This is a genomic window from Micromonospora sp. DH13 (assembly GCF_020873825.1).
Taxonomy (GTDB): Bacteria; Actinomycetota; Actinomycetes; order Mycobacteriales; family Micromonosporaceae; genus Micromonospora; species Micromonospora haikouensis.
Map to the genome: position 1 here is coordinate 111,198 of NZ_JAHWGR010000013.1, position 21,017 is coordinate 132,214.

At 74.2% G+C, this 21,017-nt stretch carries 17 protein-coding genes and 1 pseudogene; 3 read left to right on the top strand and 15 right to left on the bottom strand.

The window, feature by feature from the left end:
- Positions 1–110: 110 nt before the first annotated feature.
- The 5 genes from amcA to LPA42_RS15295 all read right to left on the bottom strand — a co-directional run bounded on the left by amcA (position 111) and on the right by LPA42_RS15295 (position 4,835).
- Entirely contained in the window at positions 111–347 is a 237-nt protein-coding gene (gene amcA, locus LPA42_RS15275; protein ID WP_077935511.1) for a multiple cyclophane-containing RiPP AmcA, read from the bottom strand.
- Positions 316–1,422, bottom strand: a complete 1,107-nt coding sequence (amcB, locus tag LPA42_RS15280; RefSeq protein ID WP_304442013.1) for a cyclophane-forming radical SAM peptide maturase AmcB — start codon at positions 1,420–1,422, stop codon at positions 316–318. Before amcB ends, amcA begins: the two co-directional genes overlap by 32 nt.
- Positions 1,423–1,553: 131 nt before the next feature.
- Positions 1,554–2,708 carry a phosphoribosylformylglycinamidine cyclo-ligase gene (gene purM / locus LPA42_RS15285; protein ID WP_077935509.1) on the bottom strand — a complete coding sequence of 385 codons (1,155 nt, stop codon included), beginning with the start codon at positions 2,706–2,708 and terminating at the stop codon, positions 1,554–1,556.
- A gap of 64 nt (positions 2,709–2,772) precedes the next feature.
- On the bottom strand, positions 2,773–4,311 hold the full coding sequence (gene purF / locus LPA42_RS15290) for an amidophosphoribosyltransferase (RefSeq protein WP_077935508.1): 1,539 nt from the start codon (positions 4,309–4,311) through the stop codon (positions 2,773–2,775).
- 158 nt (positions 4,312–4,469) lie between these two features.
- On the bottom strand, positions 4,470–4,835 hold the full coding sequence (locus tag LPA42_RS15295) for a sterol carrier family protein (RefSeq protein ID WP_043961208.1): 366 nt from the start codon (positions 4,833–4,835) through the stop codon (positions 4,470–4,472).
- Between the two features lie 160 nt (positions 4,836–4,995).
- On the opposite strand from LPA42_RS15295, the gene LPA42_RS15300 reads away from it, so the two are divergent.
- Entirely contained in the window at positions 4,996–7,266 is a 2,271-nt protein-coding gene (locus LPA42_RS15300; protein WP_077935524.1) for a carboxypeptidase-like regulatory domain-containing protein, read from the top strand.
- Positions 7,267–7,368: 102 nt separating this feature from the next.
- Here the strand turns inward: LPA42_RS15300 and LPA42_RS15305 are convergent, their stop codons facing one another.
- The 4 genes and pseudogenes from LPA42_RS15305 to purS form a co-directional block, all read right to left on the bottom strand.
- On the bottom strand, positions 7,369–8,130 hold the full coding sequence (locus LPA42_RS15305; RefSeq protein ID WP_077935507.1) for a 2-phosphosulfolactate phosphatase: 762 nt from the start codon (positions 8,128–8,130) through the stop codon (positions 7,369–7,371).
- Between the two features lie 453 nt (positions 8,131–8,583).
- Positions 8,584–11,064 (bottom strand): annotated as a pseudogene (gene purL, locus LPA42_RS15310) (phosphoribosylformylglycinamidine synthase subunit PurL); the annotation flags it as partial.
- Positions 11,065–11,128: 64 nt separating this feature from the next.
- On the bottom strand, positions 11,129–11,812 hold the full coding sequence (gene purQ, locus LPA42_RS15315) for a phosphoribosylformylglycinamidine synthase subunit PurQ (RefSeq protein ID WP_043961201.1): 684 nt from the start codon (positions 11,810–11,812) through the stop codon (positions 11,129–11,131).
- Positions 11,809–12,072 (bottom strand): phosphoribosylformylglycinamidine synthase subunit PurS, encoded by a 264-nt coding sequence (gene purS, locus LPA42_RS15320; RefSeq protein ID WP_043961200.1) that lies wholly within the window; start codon positions 12,070–12,072, stop codon positions 11,809–11,811. Before purS ends, purQ begins: the two co-directional genes overlap by 4 nt.
- 366 nt (positions 12,073–12,438) lie before the next feature.
- Between purS and LPA42_RS15325 the strand changes: the two genes are divergently transcribed.
- Together LPA42_RS15325 and LPA42_RS15330 are read left to right on the top strand one after the other, a co-directional pair.
- Complete coding sequence (locus tag LPA42_RS15325) at positions 12,439–13,122, top strand: DUF1986 domain-containing protein (protein WP_077935506.1); 684 nt, start codon at positions 12,439–12,441, stop codon at positions 13,120–13,122.
- A gap of 24 nt (positions 13,123–13,146) precedes the next feature.
- On the top strand, positions 13,147–13,713 hold the full coding sequence (locus tag LPA42_RS15330) for a YbjQ family protein (protein ID WP_091282542.1): 567 nt from the start codon (positions 13,147–13,149) through the stop codon (positions 13,711–13,713).
- 131 nt (positions 13,714–13,844) lie between these two features.
- Here the strand turns inward: LPA42_RS15330 and purB are convergent, their stop codons facing one another.
- From purB to LPA42_RS15360, 6 genes are all read right to left on the bottom strand, one after another.
- On the bottom strand, positions 13,845–15,269 hold the full coding sequence (gene purB / locus LPA42_RS15335) for an adenylosuccinate lyase (protein ID WP_228986635.1): 1,425 nt from the start codon (positions 15,267–15,269) through the stop codon (positions 13,845–13,847).
- An 83-nt stretch (positions 15,270–15,352) separates the two neighbouring features.
- Positions 15,353–16,048 carry a hypothetical protein gene (locus tag LPA42_RS15340; RefSeq protein ID WP_077935502.1) on the bottom strand — a complete coding sequence of 232 codons (696 nt, stop codon included), beginning with the start codon at positions 16,046–16,048 and terminating at the stop codon, positions 15,353–15,355.
- 75 nt (positions 16,049–16,123) lie between these two features.
- Entirely contained in the window at positions 16,124–16,375 is a 252-nt protein-coding gene (locus LPA42_RS15345) for a hypothetical protein (protein WP_043961194.1), read from the bottom strand.
- 28 nt (positions 16,376–16,403) lie between these two features.
- A complete protein-coding gene (locus tag LPA42_RS15350; RefSeq protein WP_158229359.1) occupies positions 16,404–17,264 on the bottom strand; it encodes a TNT domain-containing protein in 861 nt (286 codons plus the stop codon).
- A gap of 136 nt (positions 17,265–17,400) precedes the next feature.
- Positions 17,401–19,776 carry a hypothetical protein gene (locus LPA42_RS15355; protein ID WP_144082510.1) on the bottom strand — a complete coding sequence of 792 codons (2,376 nt, stop codon included), beginning with the start codon at positions 19,774–19,776 and terminating at the stop codon, positions 17,401–17,403.
- The gene (locus tag LPA42_RS15360) at positions 19,769–20,848 is read right to left on the bottom strand and encodes a glycosyltransferase family 2 protein (protein ID WP_228986636.1); all 1,080 of its coding nucleotides are present in this window, start codon (positions 20,846–20,848) and stop codon (positions 19,769–19,771) included. Before LPA42_RS15360 ends, LPA42_RS15355 begins: the two co-directional genes overlap by 8 nt.
- Positions 20,849–21,017 lie beyond the last annotated feature (169 nt).

The window sequence follows — 21,017 nt, forward strand, 5'->3', positions numbered from 1 at the left end:
GCTTGTGTTTGTGCCCGTCCCGGGGCCGGCGTACCAACCGATGATCAAGGATCTGTCCACCGGACCCCGTTCCGGGCGATCGGCAGGTCCTTGATCTCGGAGCCGTACCCTCAGCGGGGCCGGTTGTTCCAGTTGTAGAACGTCGGGATGTTCTCGAAGTGGTTCCAGGCGCACACCGCGCCCGCGCCCTCTCCTCCCGCCGCCTCCGACCGCAGCCGGCGCGCGTCCTCCGCCTCCTGGAGCAGCGCGACGAGCCCCTCGGCGGCATCCCGCACCCGGTCGACGACCGGGCCCTCCGTGGCCCCTCCGACGCGCTCAGACTGCCGGTGTCCGGTGTTCTCGGGCATGGTCCAACACTCCCTCCAGTAGGCGGATCTTGCTGTTGCGGCAGTGCTCGGTCTCCGTACCGTCGAAACGCCCCAGCTCGAAGTAACGGTTGGCGGCGTGCCCGCCCCCGCAGAACCCGAAGTAGGGGCAGGACGCCCGGCATGCCTCCACGCCGGCCAGGAACTCACCCACCCAACCGGTCGTCCGCTCCGCGCCGGCCACGATCTCGGCCAGCGGGGTCGTCAGCACGTTGCCGCTGCTGAAGTCGCCGTACCGGGGGTCGGAGAAGCCGGCCAGCTCCGGGGAGAGCACGACCACGGAGCCGTCGTAGCCGACCGTGGGGATCGGGTCCAGCCGCCGGGGCAGCAGCCCGTCGGCGGTGCCGTCGAGGACCGCCGCCGCGTACCGCAGCGACCACTCCACCTCGCGCAGGTGGATGCGGGGGTCCCGACGCCAGGCGGCCACCAGCTCCGCCCAGAACGCCCGCACCTGCGCCGCCTCGTGGGCGTTGCCCCGGGTGTTCACCCCCTCCGTCTCCTCGATGTTGACGCCCAGCACCTCGCAACCCAGGCCGAGGAAGTAGTCGTACAGCTCGGCGGCGCGACCCGGCTCCGGGTCGTTGACCACGGCCAGGGCCGAGAAGGGCAGCCCGTGCCGACGCAGCGCCGCCACCCCACGCACGATCCGGTCGTACGCCGGCCGGCCCGCCCGGGTGACCCGGTCGCCGTTGCGCCCGCGCGGCCCATCCACGCTCACGCTGACCCGCACCCGGTGCGCGGCGAGGAAATCGCACCAGGCGTCGTCGATGAGGGTCGCGTTGGTCTGCACGTGGTGCTCGACCTCCGGGCCGAACGGGGCGATCAGCGCGGCGAGGTGCTCCCGGCCGGCGGCCAGAGGCTCCCCGCCGTGCCACACCACCGAGAAGCGGCCGGCCTCCGCCCAGCGGTTCACCGAGGCCGCGACCGCCTCGGCGACCGCGACCGGCATCCGCCGGTCGACCGCCCGCATCGGGAGGTAGCAGTATGCGCAGTCGAGGTTGCACAGGGTCGTCGGCTGCATCACGACGTACGACGGGACCGGGGAGATCCCCCGCATCCCGCTGGACGGCCGTCCCCGAGCAGCCATCGCCCTCCTTCCCGACCCGAAGGGTGCCCCTCAGGCTAGGCGGCGACGGCCGCTCGGGTGAACCCCCGACCAGACGCCGAGCAAATCAATGGCCCTCGATATTAACCCCGAGTGTGCTGGCCGACCATCTGCACCTTGCCGGTGCCCTCGATGATCTCGCCGGCCTGCCAGGCGTCCACACCCCGGCCGGTCAGCGTGGCCAGCGCCCGGTCGGCGTCCTCGGCGGAGACGATCGCGAACATGCCGACGCCCATGTTGAACGTCGACTCCATCTCGTTGTCGTCGATCCGGCCCTTGGACTGGATCAGGTCGAAGATGGGCTGCGGCTTCCACGTGGAGCGGTTGACCACCGCGTCGACGTTCTCCGGCAGGATGCGCACCAGGTTGCCCGGGATGCCGCCGCCGGTCACGTGCGCGATGGACCGCACCTCGGCCTCGGCGATCAGCTTGAGGCAGTCCTGAGCGTAGATCTTGGTCGGCGTGAGCAGCTCCTCGCCGAGGGTGCGCTGGCGGCCGAAGTCCTCGATCACCACGTCCAGCCGCATCCGGCCCGCGCCCAGCAGCACGTGCCGCACCAGGGAGTAGCCGTTGGAGTGCAGGCCCGAGGAGCGCATCGCGATGACCACGTCACCGATCTCCACCCGATCCGGGCTGAGGATCTCGCTCTCCTCCACCACGCCGACGCCCGTGGCGGAGACGTCGTACTCGTCCGGACGCAGCACGCCCGGGTGCTCGGCCGTCTCGCCGCCGAGCAGCGCGCAGCCGGCGTACCGGCAGCCGTCGGCGATGCCCGCGCCGATCTCGGCCACCTTGTCGGGGACGACCTCACCGCAGGCGATGTAGTCGAGCAGGAACAGCGGCTCCGCCCCGCAGGCCACCAGGTCGTCGACGACCATGGCGACCAGGTCGATGCCGATCGTGTCGTGGATGTCGAGCTGCTGCGCGATCACCAGCTTGGTGCCCACCCCGTCGGTGGAGGACGCCAGGATCGGGTTCTTGTATTTCTTGGTGTCCAGCCGGAACAGGCCGGCGAAGCCGCCCAGGTCGCCCATGACCTCCGGGCGACGGGTCTGCTTGACCTTGGACTTGAGCAGCTCGACCGCGCGGTCGCCCGCCTCGATCGAGACGCCGGCGTCCGCGTACGAGACCGAGCGTTTGCGCGCCGGGCGGCCGTTGCCGGCCGTCCAGGGCTGGCGGTCACCGCCGGCGCCGGTCGGGCTGCTTCCTGTGCCGCTGCGCTCGGAAACGTGCGTCACGGTTCTCCCCTTTTGTGGTTCTCGCGGGGTCCGGCGGTGGCCGGTCGGCCCGCGTCGGGCGGTGCTATTGGCGGTGTACGGTCGCGCCGCCCGAAGTGGCGACGAGCGGTGGGACGTCGTGCCCGGGGGCGTCCGGGGCATCGGCGACCCGGCGTCCCACCCCTTCGAGCACGTGCTTGCCGATCAGGTTCCCGGCCGGCAGCTCGATCGGGTATTCCCCGTCGAAGCAGGCCCGGCAGAGCCGGGTCTTCGGCTGCTCGGTCGCGGCGATGAGGCCGGGCAACGAAACATAGCCCAGCGTGTCGGCGCCGATGGACCGCCGGATGCCCTCGTTGTCCAGCCCGTTGGCCAACAGCTCCGCCCGGGTGGCGAAGTCGATGCCGTAGAAGCACGGCCAGTTGACCGGCGGGGAGGAGATCCGCACGTGGACCTCCAGCGCGCCCGCCTCGCGCAGCATCCGCACGATCGCCCGCTGGGTGTTGCCGCGCACGATCGAGTCGTCGACCACCACCAGCCGCTTGCCCCGCACGTTCTCCCGCAGCGGGTTGAGCTTCAGCCGGATGCCGAGCTGGCGCAGGGTCTGCGACGGCTGGATGAACGTCCGGCCGACGTACGGGTTTTTCATCAGGCCGGCGCCGTAGGTGATGCCGGACTCCTCGGCGTAGCCGATGGCAGCCGGGGTGCCGGACTCCGGCACCGGGATGACCAGGTCGGCCTCGACCGGGTGCTCCTTGGCGAGCTGGCGGCCGATCTGCACCCGGGCGGCGTGCACGTTGCGCCCGGCGATGGTGGCGTCCGGGCGGGCGATGTAGACGTACTCGAAGAGGCAGCCCTTCGGCTCGGGCGCGGCGAACCGGGCCGAGCGCAGACCGTTCTCGTCGATGGCGATCAGCTCGCCCGGCTCCACCTCGCGGACCACGCTCGCGCCCACGATGTCGAGCGCGGCGGTCTCGCTCGCCACCACCCAGCCGCGCTCCAGCCGGCCGAGGACCAGCGGGCGCACGCCGTGCGGGTCGCGGGCGGCGTAGAGCGTCGACTCGTCCATGAAGACGAAGCTGAACGCCCCGCGCAGCTGGGGCAGCACCTCCAGCGCGGCGGCCTCGACCGAGAGATCCGGACGACTGGCCAGCAGCATCGTCACCAGCGAGGTGTCGTTGGTCGAGCCGTCGGCGGCCAGGCCCCGCTCGGCCACCTCGCGCTGCAGCTCGGCGGTGTTGACCAGGTTGCCGTTGTGCGCCAGCGCGATGGTGGTGCCCGCGCTGGTGGACCGGATGGTCGGCTGGGCGTTCTCCCAGGTCGAGCCGCCCGTCGTCGAGTAGCGCGCGTGCCCGATCGCGAGGTGCCCGCGCAGGCTGGCCAGGGTCGGCTCGTCGAAGACCTGGGCCACCAGGCCGAGATCCTTGTAGACCACCACCCCGGAGCCGTCACTGACGGCGATCCCGGCGGCCTCCTGGCCACGGTGCTGGAGGGCGTAGAGCCCGAAGTAGGTGAGGTTGGCGACCTCTTCCCCCGGCGCCCAGACACCGAAGACGCCGCAGGCGTCCTGGGGGCCGGGTCGTTGGGGATCGAGATCGTGGCTCAGCCGGCCGTCGCCTCGGGGCACCTGCCGCTCCCTCATGCTGGTCGGGACTGGCCGGGCCGGACGGATGTGCTGGTCCGCGTTGCCCGGCCGGGACCACTGTCGTCGCCTGACAGTGTACGCGAATCGGTGTCAATACAGAAAGTCACGATTCGCCTCCTCTCCGTGTTCGCGCGAGGGGACTATTCGCCCAGGTGGAGCGGAAGGTGCGCGGAGAGGTCCGCACGGACCCCGCTGACCCGTACGCGACCCTCGGTGACCGCGTCCGCCCAGCTCCGCCGGCCCGTCGCCAACTCCAGCCAGGTGGTCGGATCCAGCTCGACGACGTTCGGCGGGGTTCCCCGGGTGTGTCGGGGACCGGGAATGCACTGAACTGCACCGTAAGGTGGGACACGCACCTCCACCGATCGGCCGGGGGCACGCTCCGTGAGGGCGGTCAACAAGGCACGGACCGCCTCCCGGAACACCAGCCGTTCGGGGGTACGACCCTCGTCGAGCGCGGCGAGCGCCTCGGCGACCGCTGCGGACTTAATGTGCGGAGAGGACACGACGGGACGATACGACCCGCCTCCGGCGCTTTCGACGCTGGCCCTGGGTCGCGCCGATCCGGTCAGACAAGGCATAGTTGCCGACGGCGTATTCGTACCGTGATGATCCCCGGCCCGGCGCCCCGCCGGCGGAGGGAAGTCAGACCGGAAGGCGGTGGACGTGTCAACACACCGACGTGCCTGGCAGCAGCGGGCGGGTGTGGTCGTGGCGCTGGCAATCGGCGCCCTGCTCGCCGTCCCCGCCACACCCGCACTGGCCGCCGAGGTCAGCGTCACGCCCGGCTCGATCAACCTGAACGCGGGCAGCGACGCCACGGTGAGCGTCAAGGTGACGCCCAGCAACGACGACGCGAGCGCCCAGATCAGCCTCACCGGGCTGCCTGCCGGCGTGAGCTGCACGGGCGGCTGCGGCCAGATCAGCTTCAACGGCCAGGCCCCGAGGACCCAGCTCCTGACGATCAAGGCCAGCGACAGCGCGCCGGACGCCGGCGGGATCAACGTGACGGTCCAGGTGCAGCCCGACAAGTCGGACTCCACCACCGGTAGCTTCCAGCTCAACGTCAAGGGCAAGACCGCACCCACGACGCCCGCCCAGACGCAGACCGTCAAGTCGGTCTCCGGCAAGGTGGTCGCGGCGGCCAACGGCGAGGCGGTGCCGAACGCCATCGTGATGCTCCAGGACAGCACCGGGGCGAAGTTCGAGACCACCAGCAACGGCAGCGGCAACTTCAGCTTCACCGGCAGCACCGACAAGCCCATCGTTCCCGGGCGGCTCAGCATCGGCGCGATCCAGGGCGACGTCCGCGTCACGAAGTCCTTCACCGCCAGCGCCGGGCAGAGCATCAGCGGGCAGCGGCTCAGCCTCGCGATCAAGGTCGAGGTGAGCCCGAGCCCCAGCCCGTCGGCCAGCGAGGAGCCGCTGCCTTCCGACGAGGCCACCGACGACGCCACCGAGGAGCCGACGGAGGCCGCCCCGGGCGCCGCCAACAACGCCGCCTCCACCGAGGAGGACAGCGGCATGTCGTGGCTGCTCATCCTGCTCGGCGGCCTGTTCGTGGCGATCGGCGTCGGCACCATCGTGCTGCTCTGGATGAAGCGCCGGGAGAACGGCGACGACGTCGACGACGCGCCGAAGAGCGGCGCGGCGGCGGCGGGCGCGATCCCGGCCGCCCGGGGGGCGTACGGCGGGGCGGACGACCAGACGCGGGTCGTGAACCGGGTCGGTGCCGGGCCCGACCCGACGATGGTCGGCGGCACCTCGCTCAGCGACGCCCCGACGATGATGCACCGGCCGGTCGTCGACGACGTCCCGCCGGACCCCTACGGCGCTCCGCCGGCCCCGTACGGCGCAGGCGGCCCTCCGCAACAGGGCGGTTGGGCCGGCGGCGGCTACGGCGACGAGCCGCAGACCGGCGGGTACGGCGCGGCCGGCGGGTACGGCAACGCCCCGGCCTCCGGCGGCGGGTACGGCGGTGCCCCGGCCTCGGGCGGCGGCTACGGCAACCCCGGCGGCGGCTACGGTGCCGACGCGCCCGCCTCGGGCGGCGGCTACGGCAACCCCGGCGGCTACGGTGCCGAGGCCCCCGCCTCAGGTGGCGGCTACGGCGGCGCGCCGGCCTCCGGCGGCGGCTACGGCAGCGCCCCCGCGTCGGGCGGGTACGGCTCCGCCCCGGCCTCCGGCGGCGGCTACGGCTCCGCCCCGGCCTCGGGCGGCGGCTACGGCACCGCACCCGCCTCGGGCGGCGGCTACGGCAACCCCGGCGGGTACGGTGCCGAGGCGGCGCCGACCTCCTCCGGCGGCGGCTACGGCAACCGCGACTACGGCGCGCCCGCGGGTGCGCCGGCCGGCGGGTACCCGGGCCAGGGCGGTGGCGGCTACGGCGGCGAGCGCTACGACGAGCCGACGGGGCGGTACACCGGCGACACCGCTTCCTCCTACCCGCCGCCCGCCGCGGACCCGTACCCGACCAGCACCTACCAGGCGGAGCAGGGTCACGGCGGCTACGGCCAGCCGGAGCCCCCGCAGTACGGCGGCCGCGGCGGCGAGCCCACCGGCGGCTACGGCGCGGCCGAGCCCACCGGTGGCGGCTACGGCGGCGGCGGTTACGGCCAGCACGGCCAGCAGGGCGGCGGCTACGACGCCGGCCAGCAGCAGGGCGGCTACGACCAGCGCGGCGGCTACGGCGCCGAGGGCTACGGTCAGCAGAGCGGCTACGGCCAACAGGGCGGCTACGGTCAGGAGCCCCCGCAGCAGCGCGGCGGCGGCTACGACGACCGCGGCTACGACCAGCAGCCCACCAGCTACGACCAGCAGCAGGGCGGCTACTACGGCGACCAGGCCCAGCAGCAAGGCCGGGGCCGGCCCGACGGCCCGCCGCCCCCGCAGCAGCAGGACCGGGGCGGTCGCCGGCTGGACTGGCTGGACGACTGACCGACGCGGGCCACGGCCCGCGCAACGCGACGACGAAGAAGGCGGCTGCCCGGTAACCCGGAGCCGCCTTCTTCGTCGGTACGCGTGAGCCGAGTCCCCCGCTCAGAGCCGGGCCGCGGAGAAGACGCCCTGCCGCAGCACCGGCACCACGCCCGACACACCGACCTGGACGGCCACTTCCACGTCCCCGCCGAAGCCGCCCTCGACGAGTTCCCGGCCGGAGACGCAGCCGCGCACGGCGGCCGGGACGTCCGGCGTGGCGGCGAGCGCGGCCAGCGCCATCGCCGCCTCCACCGACAGCCCGCCGGGGACGCCGGAGAGCGCGTCGAGCACGCACGCCGCCCCGAGCTGGTCCTCGACGCACGGGCGCAGGGAGCCGTCCGGCCAGCGTTCCCCGGAGGCCACCACGCCGACCGGGGCGTCGATCGAGCCGTACCCCTGGTCGGTCAGCCAGCGCCCGACGGCGCGGGCGTTGCGCAGGCAGGCCGCGACCACCGGCAGGCCCGTGGCGCTGGCGGCGGCGCTGATCGCCGAGCCGTTGGGCGAGGGCAGCACCAGGTCGGCGACGGCCGGCGCGGTGCGCAGGGCCGCCGGGGAGAGCGACCACGGCTGGTCCGGGGTCGCCTGCCGACGGCCCACGGCGGCGACGGCGCCGACCCGGCGGGCGTACTCGGCGGCCTGCTCGCCCCAGGGGAACGGGTGCACCCGCATGCCCCGGGCGACCGCCACCTCCACGGCGGTGGTGAACGAGAGGACGTCCACCACCACCAGGACGGCGCAGACCCGGCCGAGTTCCGCCGCGCCGGCCAGCCCCCAGTCGAACCGGGCACCCGAGCCGGGCTGGACGTAGACCGTCGCGGTCACGCCTCAGCGCTGGTCGGGCGCGGCCGTCGGACCTGCCTCACCGGAGTCGGAGCCGGCGGTCGCCTCCGGGCCGTCGACCCGCTGCGGCTCGGCCCCGGCCGGCGGCGTCCCACCGTCGGCCGGCTGCGCCGCGTCGACGCCCGGGGCCGGGTCGGTGGCGGCCGGGGCAGCCGCGTCGGCGGCAGTCGGCTCGCCGGGCCCGGCCGGCTCGGCGTCCGCGTCCGGTGCTCCGGCAGCCTGCGGGGCAGGCGACCCGGCTGCCGACGGTGCCTCGTCGTCGGCCGGCGTCGCCACGGCCGGCGGTGCCGGCGTCGTCGCAGCGGCAGGTGCCGCCGCGACGGCGGGCTCCACCGGGGTCACGGAAGCCGGCTGGGCCGGGGTCACGGCGGCGGGCGGAGCGGCGACCGGCACCGCAGCGGCGGCCCGCGCGGTCGGGGCGGCCGACTCGGCCGGCTCCGACCCGCCGAAGAGCCGGGGCAGCGTGGCGGTGTGCGCGGCGGACAGCTCGTCCAGGCCGATCCGGAACTGGTCGCGCACCTCCAGCGCGCCGCTCGCCGGGTCGGTGACGCCGACGAACTCCCACGGCACCCCGCGCTCGGCGCAGAGCGCGGTGAACGCCTTCTCGTGGCCGCGCGGCACCGAGACCAGGGCCCGCCCGGCCGACTCGCTGAACAGGAAGACGAACGGCATCGAGCCGCCGGCGAACTGCTCCGGCACCGCGATCACCGCGCCGACCCCGCGCCGCAGGCAGGACTCGACCAGGCTCTGCGCGAGACCACCGTCGGAGAGGTCGTGCGCGGAGCTGAGGTGCCCGACCCGGGCCGCCTCGGCCAGCAGGTCGGCCAGCTGCCGCTCGCGGCCCAGGTCGACCTGCGGCGGGATGCCGCCGAGGTGCTCGTGGGTCACCCAGGCCCACTCGGAACCGGAGAGCTCCACGTGGGTCTCGCCGAGCAGGAAGAGCTGGTCGTGGTCGCCGCCGGTGCGCGGGACGAAGCCCATCGGCACCCGGCTGGCCACGTCGTCCAGCACGCCGAGCACGCCCACCACCGGGGTGGGGTGGATCGCCGCCGCGCCGGTCTGGTTGTAGAAGCTGACGTTGCCGCCGGTCACCGGGATGCCCAGCTCCAGGCAGCCGTCCGCCAGGCCGCGCACGGCCTCGGCGAACTGCCACATCACGCCCGGGTCCTCGGGCGAGCCGAAGTTGAGGCAGTTGGTCACGGCGATCGGCTTCGCGCCGGTCACGGCCACGTTCCGGTACGCCTCGGCCAGCGCCAGCTTGGTGCCGTGGTACGGGTCGAGGCGGGCGTACCGGCCGTTGCCGTCCAGCGACAGGGCCACGCCGAGGCCGGTCTGCTCGTCGATGCGGATCACGCCGGAGTCCTCCGGCTGGGCGAGCACGGTGTTGCCCAGCACGTACCGGTCGTACTGCTCGGTGACCCAGGTCTTGTCGGCGAGGTTCGGCGACGCGATCATGCGCAGCACGGTCTCGCGCAGGGCCTCCGGCGTCGACGGCCGGGGCAGCGTCTCGGCGCGGTCGGCCTGGAGCAGGATCAGGTCGGCCGGCTCGCGCATCGGGCGGGCGTAGACCGGACCGTCGTCGACCAGCGACCCCGGCGGGACGTCCACGACGAGCTGGTCGCGCCAGGTGATCACCAGGCGGCCGGGCCGACCGTCCGGCGACGGCGCGGTGACCTCGCCGATCGCGGTGGCCCAGACGCCCCACTTCTCGGCGGTCTTGAGCACCGCCTCCAGCTTGTCCGGGGCGACGACCAGCAGCATCCGCTCCTGGGACTCGCTGGCCAGGATCTCCTGCGGCTCCATCGACGCCTCGCGCAGCGGGACCCGCTCCAGCCAGACCCGCATGCCGGTGCCGGCCGACGCGGCCGTCTCGGTGAGCGCGCAGGTCAGGCCCGCGCCGCCGAGGTCCTGGATGCCGACGACCAGCTCGGCGTCGTACAGCTCCAGGCACGCCTCGATCAGCAGCTTCTCCATGAAGGGGTCGCCGACCTGCACGGACGGGCGGCGCTGCTCGCTGCCCTCGTCGAAGGTGGCGCTGGCCAGCACCGACACGCCGCCGATGCCGTCGCGGCCCGTCCGGGCGCCCATCAGCACCACGACGTTGCCGGGGCCGGTGGCTTCCTTCTTCTGCAGCCGGTCGACCCGCAGCACGCCGAGGCAGAGGGCGTTGACCAGCGGGTTGCCCTGGTAGCAGGGGTCGAAGACGACCTCGCCGCCGATGTTGGGCAGGCCGAGGCAGTTGCCGTAGCCGCCGACGCCGGCCACCACGCCGGGCAGCACCCGGGCGGTGTCGGGGTGCTCGGCCGCGCCGAAGCGCAGCGGGTCCATGACGGCGACCGGGCGGGCACCCATGGCGAGGATGTCCCGGACGATGCCGCCGACGCCGGTCGCCGCGCCCTGGTACGGCTCGACGAAGCTCGGGTGGTTGTGCGACTCGACCTTGAAGGTCACCGCCAGCTCGTCGGAGACCTGCACCACGCCGGCGTTCTCGCCGATGCCGGCCAGCAGCCGGTCGCTCGGCGGGGCCTTCTCGCCGAACTGGCGCAGGTGCACCTTGCTCGACTTGTAGGAGCAGTGCTCGCTCCACATGATCGAGTACATGGCCAGCTCGGCCTGGGTGGGACGCCGGCCGAGGATCTGCCGGATCCGGTCGTACTCGTCGTCGCGGAGGCCCAGCTCGGCGTACGGCTGGAGCTCCTCGGGGGTTTCGACGGCGCGCGGCACGGTGTCCAGGCCGTGCGCCCAGTCGGCGGCCGGGACGGGCCGGGACGACTCGGGGTGGACCGGCTCGCCGGGACGGGCGGCCGGGTCGACCGGGCCGGCCTGCGGCGCCACGGTGGCCGCGAAGGGCTCCGCCTGGGTGGCCGGAAGGCCGCCCGGGGTCTCCCGTACCGCCGGGTCCGGATGGGTGGTCATGACCTCTCCTCGCTGCGCTCGCCGCCGCAGGGGCGGTGGAGCCGACCGTTGGTGCCGCGCACGGTCACGCCGGCGCCCCCACCAGGTGCTTGAGCACCGAGGTGAAGAAGCCGAGGCCGTCCAGGGAGGGGCCGGTGAGCGCCTCCACGGCGTGCTCGGGGTGCGGCATGATGCCGACCACGTTGCCGGCGGGGTTGGTGATGGCGGCGATGTCGCGCTGCGACCCGTTGGGGTTGCCGCCGACGTAGCGGGCGACGACCCGGCCCTCGGCCTCCAGCTGGTCCAGCGTGGCGGCGTCGGCGACGTAGCAGCCCTCGCCGTTCTTGACCGGGATGAGGATCTCCTGGCCGGCCTGGAAGGCGTTCGTCCACGCCGTGCCGGCCGCCTCGATCCGCAGGACCTGGTCGCGGTTGCGGAAGTGCAGGTGCTGGTTGCGGGTCAGCGCGCCGGGCAGCAGGTGGGCCTCGCAGAGGATCTGGAAGCCGTTGCAGATGCCGAGCACCGGCAGGCCGCCCCGGGCGGCGTCCACCAGGGTCTCCATCACCGGCGCGAACCGGGCGATGGCCCCGCAGCGCAGGTAGTCGCCGTAGGAGAAGCCGCCGGGGAGGACGACGGCGTCCACCCCGCGCAGGTCCGGGTCGCCGTGCCAGAGCCGGACCGGCTCGGCGCCGGCGATCCGGACGGCACGGGCCGCGTCCCCGTCGTCGAGCGAGCCGGGGAAGGTGACCACACCGACCCGGGCGGTCACGGGTGCGCGCCCGCGGTCTCGTCGGTCTCGACCAGGCGGACGGTGAAGTCCTCGATGACCGGGTTGGCGAGCAGCTTGTCGGCGATCTCCCGGGCCCGGTCCAGGTCCGGTTCACCGGTGAAGTCGATCTCGATCCGCCTGCCGATCCGGACAGAGGCGACGTCGCTGACGCCGAGCCGGGGCAGCGCGTTTGCGACGGCCTGGCCCTGAGGATCGAGGATCTCGGGCTTGAGCATGACGTCGACGACGACGCGAGGCACTGGGCACTCCTGACTGTGTACGCAGTTGGGTGCCGACCCACAACGGGCGAGCGCAGCCAGCCTACCTGGCAGATACCGCCTCAGCCGCACCGGCCGGGCGCGGTTCAGGCAGTGATCAACATAACCGGCGGAACGCGGGGCCGCTCCGTGTCCGATCACACGCGAAACGTCCCGGAGCAGGCGGTTCACCACGCCAGTGGTCGCCAAATTGTTACATCGGCTAGTCTCGATCAAAGCCTTGCCGCCAGAATTGGCCACCCCTAGTATCCATCGATACAGGTCAATGGAAGTCCTGGCGGGTGACCCCCGCGCCCGCCGGCACGACCGACCCGGCGACCCCGGGTCCTAGGCAAGGAGTACCTCCCCATGCGCATCCGTTCCCTGCTCGCCGTGGCCGGTGCCGCCCTGGCCGGCGTCCTCGGCGTCACCAGCGCCGCCACCGCCGCACCGGCCGGCCCCCAGCCCATCATCGGCGGCGGCACCGTCTCCTCCGCACCGTGGGCCGCCGCCGTCTTCAGCAACGGCTCCTTCACCTGCTCCGGCAGCGTGATCGCCTCGACGTGGGTGCTCACCGCCCGGCACTGCGTCAGCGGCACCATGTCCGTGCGGATCGGCAGCGTCTACTACGCCTCCGGCGGCACCACCCGCACCGTGAGCGCCTCCTACACCCGCTACGACCTGGCGCTGCTGCGGCTCTCCAGCGCGGTCAGCACCTCCACCGTCTCGCTGGCCAGCAGCAACCCGCCGGTCAACTCCACCAACACGATCTACGGCTGGGGCATGACCTGCTACAGCGGCTGCGGCGCGTCCAGCCAGCTCAAGACCGCCAGCGTCCGGGTGACCAGCACGAACGTCACCGACGCGTACGGCGGCCAGGCGATCCGGAGCACCGCGGTCAACGGCAACGCGTGGCGGGGCGACTCGGGCGGCCCGCAGTTCTACAACGGCCAGCAGGTGGGCGTCGCCTCCACCGCCGACGGCGTGAGCATCCAGAACTACGGCAGTGTCGCGTACAACCGGGCCTGGATCACCTCCGTGGCCGGTGTCTGACGGTTAGCGCCCTCCTCGGCGCGGATGGTCGGCCGAGCGCCGACCGTCCGCGCCGACCCCTTTTGCAGCATCCGATCAGGTGACCACGGCCGACGAACCGCCGCCCGCCGGTGCGACAGCATCAGAACCGTGCTGGTCGTGACGACGGATCAACTGCCCGGCTACGAGATCCGCCAGATCCTCGGCGAAGTGGTGTCCTCGATGGCCAGGACGCGCAACCCGTACCGCGAGGGGGTGAAGAACCTCCGCGGCGGCGCGTACGACCCCATGGCGCCGGACAACCTGACCCGCTGGCGTACGGACTCGGTGGCCCGCCTCGGCGAGGAGGCCCGCCGCCTCGGCGCGAACGCCGTGATCGGCATGCGCTTCGACAGCCGGGACTGCGGCGAGATGTGGATGGAGATCTGCGCGTACGGTACCGCGGTCATCGTGGCCGCCAAGACCCCGGACGTCATGCCCCCGGACCAGCCGATGATCGCCGCCGACACGGCACACGACCCGGCGATCGCCGAGGCCCCGGGCGGCATAGCCGAACCGGCGAGCGCCCCCAACCTCTCCTCGGCCGCCGAAACCCCCACCCGCAACGCGTGACCCCCCACCCACCCGGCCCGGGGTCGGCCGGGGTCGGGTCGGTGATCAAGAGAAAAGTGTCAGAGTTGATCTCCAGCATGACGCAAATCTCTTGATCACCGGGGCGAACCGGGGGGTGGGGGCGGGGTGGGTCAGAGGATGGGGGGTGGGGTGTAGGTGGCTGCCTTGGGGTGGGTGAGGGCGATCTTGGCGATGCGGGTGGTCACCCGGTCGACCTGGGCGCCGGCGGTGCCCACGAAGGCCGTCCGGTCGGCGATCAGCGCGTCGATGTCGGCGCGGGACAGGCCCAGCCGGTCGTCCGCCGCCAGCCGGTCGAACAGGTCGTTCTCGGTGGCGCCCTGCTCCCGCATGGCCAGCGCCACGCCGACCGCGTGCTCCTTGATCGCCTCGTGCGCCGCCTCCCGGCCGACGCCCCGGCGCACCGCCGCGACCAGGATCTTCGTCGTGGCCAGGAAGGGCAGGAAGCGCTCCAGCTCCCGGTTGACCACCGCCGGGTACGCCCCGAACTCGTCCAGCACGGTGAGGAAGGTCTGGAACAGCCCGTCGGCGGCGAAGAACGCGTCCGGCAGGGCCACCCGGCGGACCACCGAGCAGGAGACGTCCCCCTCGTTCCACTGGTCGCCGGCCAGCTCGCCGACCATCGACAGGTAACCCCGGATGATCACCGCGAAGCCGTTCACCCGCTCGCTGGACCGGGTGTTCATCTTGTGCGGCATCGCGCTGGAGCCCACCTGGCCCGGCTTGAAGCCCTCGGTGGCCAGCTCCTGGCCGACCATCAGCCGGATCGTGGTGGCCAGCGACGACGGCGCGGCGGCGACCTGGGCCAGCGCGGCGAGCACGTCGAAGTCGAGCGAGCGGGGGTAGACCTGGCCGACGCTGTCCAGCACCCGGGCGAAGCCGAGGTGCTCGGCGACCCGGCGCTCCAGCTCGGCCACCTTGTCGGCGTCGCCGTCGAAGAGGTCGAGCTGGTCGGCGGCGGTGCCGACCGGGCCCTTGATCCCCCGCAGCGGGTACCGGGCGATCAGCTCCTCCAGCCGCTCGTACGCGATCAGCAGCTCCTCGGCGGCCGACGCGAAGCGCTTGCCCAGCGTGGTGGCCTGCGCGGCGACGTTGTGCGACCGGCCGGTCATGACCAGCCCGGAGTGCTCGTTGGCGAGCCGGGCGAGCCGGGCGAGGGTGGCCACCACCCGGTCCCGCACCAGCTCCAGCGACGCGCGGACCTGGAGCTGCTCGACGTTCTCCGTGAGGTCCCGGGAGGTCATCCCCTTGTGCACGTGCTCGTGCCCGGCGAGCGCGCTGAACTCCTCGATGCGGGCCTTCACGTCGTGCCGGGTGACCCGCTCCCGCTCGGCGATCGAGGCCAGGTCGACGTCGTCGAGCACCCGCTCGTACGCCTCGACCACGCCGTCGGGAACGGCCACGCCGAGGTCCCGCTGGGCGCGGAGCACGGCGAGCCAGAGCCGCCGCTCCATCCGCACCTTCTCCTCCGGCGACCAGAGGGCGACCAGTTCGGGCGAGGCGTACCGGTGGGCGAGCACGTTCGGGATCGTCGTCACGTGCCTCATTCTCTCGCACGCTCGGACCGCCGCCCGAGCCAGCCCACCCGTGGCGGCGGGGCTGGCCGGCGTGACGTCGCTGGTCAGACGCGCGGGATGTCGTGCACCTTCGCGGTCACCACGATGGTCTTCGACTGCTTGCCGTGCGCGTTGCGGACGGTCAGCGTGTAGGTGTGCTCCTGGACGTCGCCCTCGCCACCGGAGCAGGGGAAGTTCAGGGTCTCGCTGCCGGCCGGCGGGTAGTTGTCGCCGTACACGCCGGGGCCGTCGACCGAGAGGGCCACCGAGTCGACGTTGCCGGTCTTCCACTCCACGACGACCGGGGTGCCGGCGATCGGGTTGACGTTGGTCCCGGCCGGGCAGGTCGGCTTCTGGGCGACCCGGAAGTATCCGATGGTGGGGCCGCTGGACTTGGTGCCGGACCCGCCGCCGCTGCTGCTACCGGAACCGCCGCCGGTCGAACCGCCGCCCGTGGAACCGCCGCCCGTCGAGCCACCACCAGTCGAGCCACCACCAGTCGAGCCACCACCAGTCGAGCCACCACCGGTGGAGCCGCCGCCCGTCGAGCCGGTGCCGGTGCCGCTGTCGCCGGAGCTGGAACCGGAGCCAGCGGCGGCCGAGGCCGGCATGTCGCCGGGTGCCTCGGTGACGGTCGTCTTCGCGGTGGACCCCCCGGAACCCGTCGCGGTGGACGCGCAGCCGGCGGCAGCGAGCGCGACGGCCAGGCCGAGGACGACGGGGGCGAGGTGGGCGGGGCGGAGCAGGACTCGACCGGGCATGGCCACTCCTTGACGGGTGCCGCCGGTGACGTCCGGGCGGGCTGGACCCACAGTAGGGACGCCCGGCAACAGGGATCAGTACGGCGCGGGCCGACCCGTCAGCGCCGTGTAGAGGCCGGCGGCGGCGGCCTCCTCGGAGTCGTACGCCTGGCGGACGTCGTGCGTCCCGCGTTCGTACAGGCCGATCTCCCAGCGTCCGTCGGGCGAGCGGCGCAGGAACCAGAAGTCGGGCGGGACCGGCACGTGCTCGTGCACACCCTCGATCTCGAAGGCGTCCGGGGACAACCCGGCCGCCAGCAGCGCGGCGCGTACGTGATGCCGGTCCACACCCGACCTCCGTTCATCCGGTTCGTCGTCAGCAGACGGCCGGGAAGCCGCCGCGCTGGAGCGGGACGGCGCACGGTGCCGCCTCCAGGTTCTCCTCCACCAGGAAACCGTGCGCGAGCAGCCAGGTGACGCTCAGGTTGCCCCCGGCCTGCGGCAGGTACGCGGGGTTGAGCTGGAACTGGGTGCCCATTCCCGGCTGGGCGAACCACGGGGCGATCGGCCCGGAGTCCACCGGGAACGGCTTGACCACGCAGTAGACGTGGTAGTTGGCCAGCGGCGCGTCGGCCGGCGTGTTCAGGTTCGACGGCGGCAGCGACCGGGCGCTGAACGGGGTGCCGAGCGGGGCGAGGAACGCGCCGCCCGGGAAGCCGAAGCGGTCGAGCCGGTAGCCGGGCAGCAGGGTCTGCTTCGCCTTGATCGGCACCCCGTTCGGGCCGAGGACGAAGCCGTTCGCGGGCGGATAGACGTACGCGGTCTGGGTGGCGTTGCCGTACTGCTGGAGGAACTGCGACTCGGTGAGGCCACCGAAGCGCTGGTAGCCGGCGAGCAGCGGACCGACCGGCGGCGCGGTGGGCAGCGTGGCGGGGCCGAGCAGCGGGTTGTTGTCGTAGAACTGGGTGGTCGGCGGCGCGTTCGGCGGGACGCCGGGGCGGCACAGGCTGTCGCCCACGGGCGGCTGCGGCTGGGCGGGGCCCGTGGGGGCCACGTCGCCGGAGCCCGGGAGACCGGAACCCCAGAAGCCAGCGCCGAGGCCGGTGACGGAGGACCGGTCGGCGATGAGCCGGGTGCCCTGGTCGGTGTCGATCGGGGCGGCCTGGGCCGCCACGGCGGGAAGCAGGGCCAGGGCTGCGCCGGAGAGCGCCGCCAAGGCCCAACGAGGTATTTTCACGTCAAACCTCCAGAAAAGGGACAGGAGCTGCCCTCATCTTCTGGAGATCGGAACTGGAATGTGAGGTTTCGTGCGGTTTTCTACCGGTAGAGGTCGGTCAGCGCAGCCGGCACGCCGCCAGCGCGGCCGGTGACCGTCAGCGCAGTCGGTACACGGTCACCGGGCCGGCGACGAACCCCACCTCGGCGAGCCGGGCCAGCTCCGGCGACACCGGGCCGGCGGCCGAGTCGGCGAGCAGCCACCGCACGCCGTCCTCGCGGTGCGCCCGGTCCAGTTCGGGGGCGGTCGGCGCGGTGAACAGCCGCTCGTTGCGGGCGAACAGCTCGGGGTCGGGGGCGGGCTGCCGGGGGTACGAGAAACCGTCGCGGGCGTGCCCGGCCAGGGCCTCGTCCGTGTAGCCCCAGCTCTCCACGAGCGTCCGCCGGCCGCCCAGCCCGCTCACCCAGAAGGCCCGCGCGTCGCAGTGCGGGACGGTCCGCACCGGCCGGCAGTGCACGTTGGTGGCCACCACGTCCGCCGGGCCGGCGTGGGCGTCCAGCCAGAGGGCGGCCCGCGCCTCGTCCCGGGTGAGCGCCCAGGGCCGTTCGGCGGCGGTGAGCGCCCGGGGCGGGTCCCCGATCCGGCGCGCGGTCCACTCCAGGCCGCCGGCCACGCTCGCCCCGCAGAGCGCGGCGAGGACCCCGGCCACCGCCGCCCGGGCACGCCACGACGCCCCCGCCGGCCGCCCGCCCCGGCTTTGGTCTCGCCGGGCGCGCAGCGCGGCGAGCAGGACGGCCAGCAGCGCGGCGACGCCGGCCAACAACAGCACCCGGCCCGCCGGCACGGCCATCGCCCACAGCCAGGCCCGCCGGGTCCGCTCGGACGGGGCCAGCGGGTCGAGCAGCCACTGGGCCGCCGCGCCCACGGTCGCCGCGACCGCCACGACCGGCCACCACGGGCGCGCCTCGGCCAGCAGCCACGCGGTCAGCAGCGCCCCGAACGGGACCATCGCCATGAAGAAGTAGAGCTGGCTGACCGACGGGTGGAAGAAGGACCAGGCACCGCCCGCCCCGGCCAGCAGCGCCCCGGCCAGCAGCCATGCCGCCGGGTCGACCCGGGTGCCCCGGCGGGCCAGGAGCAGCACGCCGACGAAGCGGGGCGCCTGGAGCGCCAGCCACCAGCCCAGCACGGCGAGCGCGAAGAGCCACCCGGCCGCGCCGGCCGCCGCGAGCCCCGGCGGCAGCAGGCCGCCCGCCGCGATGCCCCCGCCCGCGCCGACGGTCGCCCGCCACGGCGCGAGGAACCGCAGCACCCCGAACACCTGCGGGGAGAGCACCCCCGCGCCTCCCCCGGCGAACAGCCGGTACCCGACGGCCATCGCCGCGACCAGCACCGCGAACAGCGACCCGGCCGCCCACGGCACCCGGCGGGCCCGCCAACCGACGACCACCCCGGCCAGCGCCACGCCGGCGATCAGCGGGGGCAGGCCGCTGGACTTGGCCCCGGCGACGGCCAGGCCCGCCGCCGGCACCAGCGCCCACCCCCACCCGGGCCGCCGGCCGCGCACCACGTCCGCGCAGACGCCGGTGAGCAGAAGGAGCAGGGGCAGCAGGTACGTCTGCGAGGGGCTCTCCACGGACAGCGGGAGGGTGCCGCTGGCCGTCGCGGCGGAGCCGAGGGAGAGCGACACCCCGAGGTACGCCGTCGCCGCGGCGACCGGGCCGGCCCACCAGCGCCCGCTGAGGTCCCGGGCCAGCCCGGCGGTGACGACGACCGCCGTCGCGGCGACCGGCACCAGCCACAGCCGGAGCAGGATCGTCGCCGGTGCCGTACCGGTGATCATGCTGGCGCTGGCCAGGTGCGCGTCGACCAGATAGTGGTAGCGCAGCGGTTCCCCGGCGAGTTGCGGCAGCTCGAAGGGCATGGTCCGGGTCAGCTCGTGCACCAGCCCCAGGTGGTAGAGCAGGTCCTGGTAGTAGACGTGGTCCACCGGCGGCAGCGGGTTCGCCCGCCAGCCCACGGCCGCCCAGGCCACGACGAGGACCAGCACCCCGGCGACCGCGGTCGTCCAGCGCAGCGGCAGCGGCCGGGGCCGGGCGATCCGCCAGTGCCGGCGCAGCCGGGGCACCGCGACGAACAGCGCCAGCACCGGCACCGGCCACCAGCGCAGCGCCGGCTGCGTGCCGGTGGCCGTGGCGAGCGCCCAGGCGGCGAGTTCCAGCAGCAGGCCGACGGCGGCGCCGTAGCCCAGGTCCTCCGGCAGGTTGCCCCGGCTGCCCCGCAGCGCCCGGTGCACGAGCGTGCCCGGCAGCACCAGGGCGAGCGACCAGTACGCGACGTACCGGGCGACGTCGCCGCCCGGGGTGCCCGTCCACCACCAGCCGGCGACCAGCGCGGCGAGCACCGTGGCCCAGGCGAGGGCCGCCGCGACCCGGCGGGCCGGCGGGCCGCCCCGACCCGTCGGTGCGTCGTGCGGGGCGGGCGCGTCCGACGCCACCGGCGGGCCCTGCGTCAGCACCGCCGGTTCAGTCACCGGCCCGGCCAGCCGCCACCGCCACGGCCGGCGCGTCGGACGCCCCGGCCGGGTCGACGGGCACCCCGCCGGGGCCGGATGCGCCACCGGAGCCGAAGGGGACCCCGCCGGATTCGAAGGGCACCTCGGCGGAGTCGAAGCCGACGAGGTGGGTGGGGCGGTCCTGCACCGTGCGGTAGATGCGGCCGACGTACTCGCCGAGCAGCCCGAGGCAGATCAGCTGGACGGCGCTGAACAGCAGCACCGCCACGAACAGCGAGGTCCAGCCCGGAATGGTCGCGCCGTCGGCGTAGGCGACCAGGCCGAGGACGGCCAGCACCAGGCAGGCCGCGAAGCTGACCACGCCGAGCCAGGTGGCCAGCCGCAGCGGCGCGGCGGTGAAGTTCGCCGTGCTGTCCCAGGCCAGCGCGATCATCCGGCGCAGCGGGTACTTCGTCTCCCCGGCCGCCCGCGCCGCGCGGGAGTAGCGCACCTCGGCGGCGGCGAAGCCGAGCGAGGGCACCAGCAGCCGGTAGACCGGGGTGCGCTCAGGCAGCCGGCGCAGCACCTCCACCACGTCGCGGCTGACCAGCCGGAAGTCGCCCGCCTGCGCGGGCAGGTCCGCGCCGACGATGCGCCGCATCAGCCGGTAGTACAGGCCGGCGGTGCCGCGCTTGAACGGCGTGTCGGTGCTGCGGTCGGCGCGCACCCCGTACACGACGTCGACGCCCCGGTCGCGGGCGGTGGCCAGCATCTCGGGGATGACCTCGGGCGGGTCCTGGAGGTCGGCGTCGATGCTGACCACCCAGCGGCCCCGGGCCCGGTGCAGGCCGGCGGTGAGGGCGGCCTGGTGGCCGCTGTTGCGGCGCAGCCGGACGAGCCGGAGCTGGGGCCAGGACCGGGCGTGGTCGAGCAGCAGCCGGGCCGTGGCGTCGCGGCTGCCGTCGTCGACGGCGACCACCTCGTACGTGGTGCCGGTGCCGTCGAGCACCGGCCGGAGCCGCTCGACGAACACCGCGACGACGTCCTGCTCGTTGTACATGGGGACGACCACGGACAGGTCCGGTGTCGCCCCGGCTGCGCTGATGTCCATCGCCGGCCACCCTGCCGGCCCGAGGCCACCACAGCCACACACCGAGTTGAACGCCCGGTGAACGTCGGCCGCCCGGCACCGGACGGCCGGACGGCGGCGGGTCAGCGCGGCGAGCTGCGGCGAGGCCCGGCGAGGCCCGGCGCGGCGCGGTGGGGCAGGCGGGGCCGGG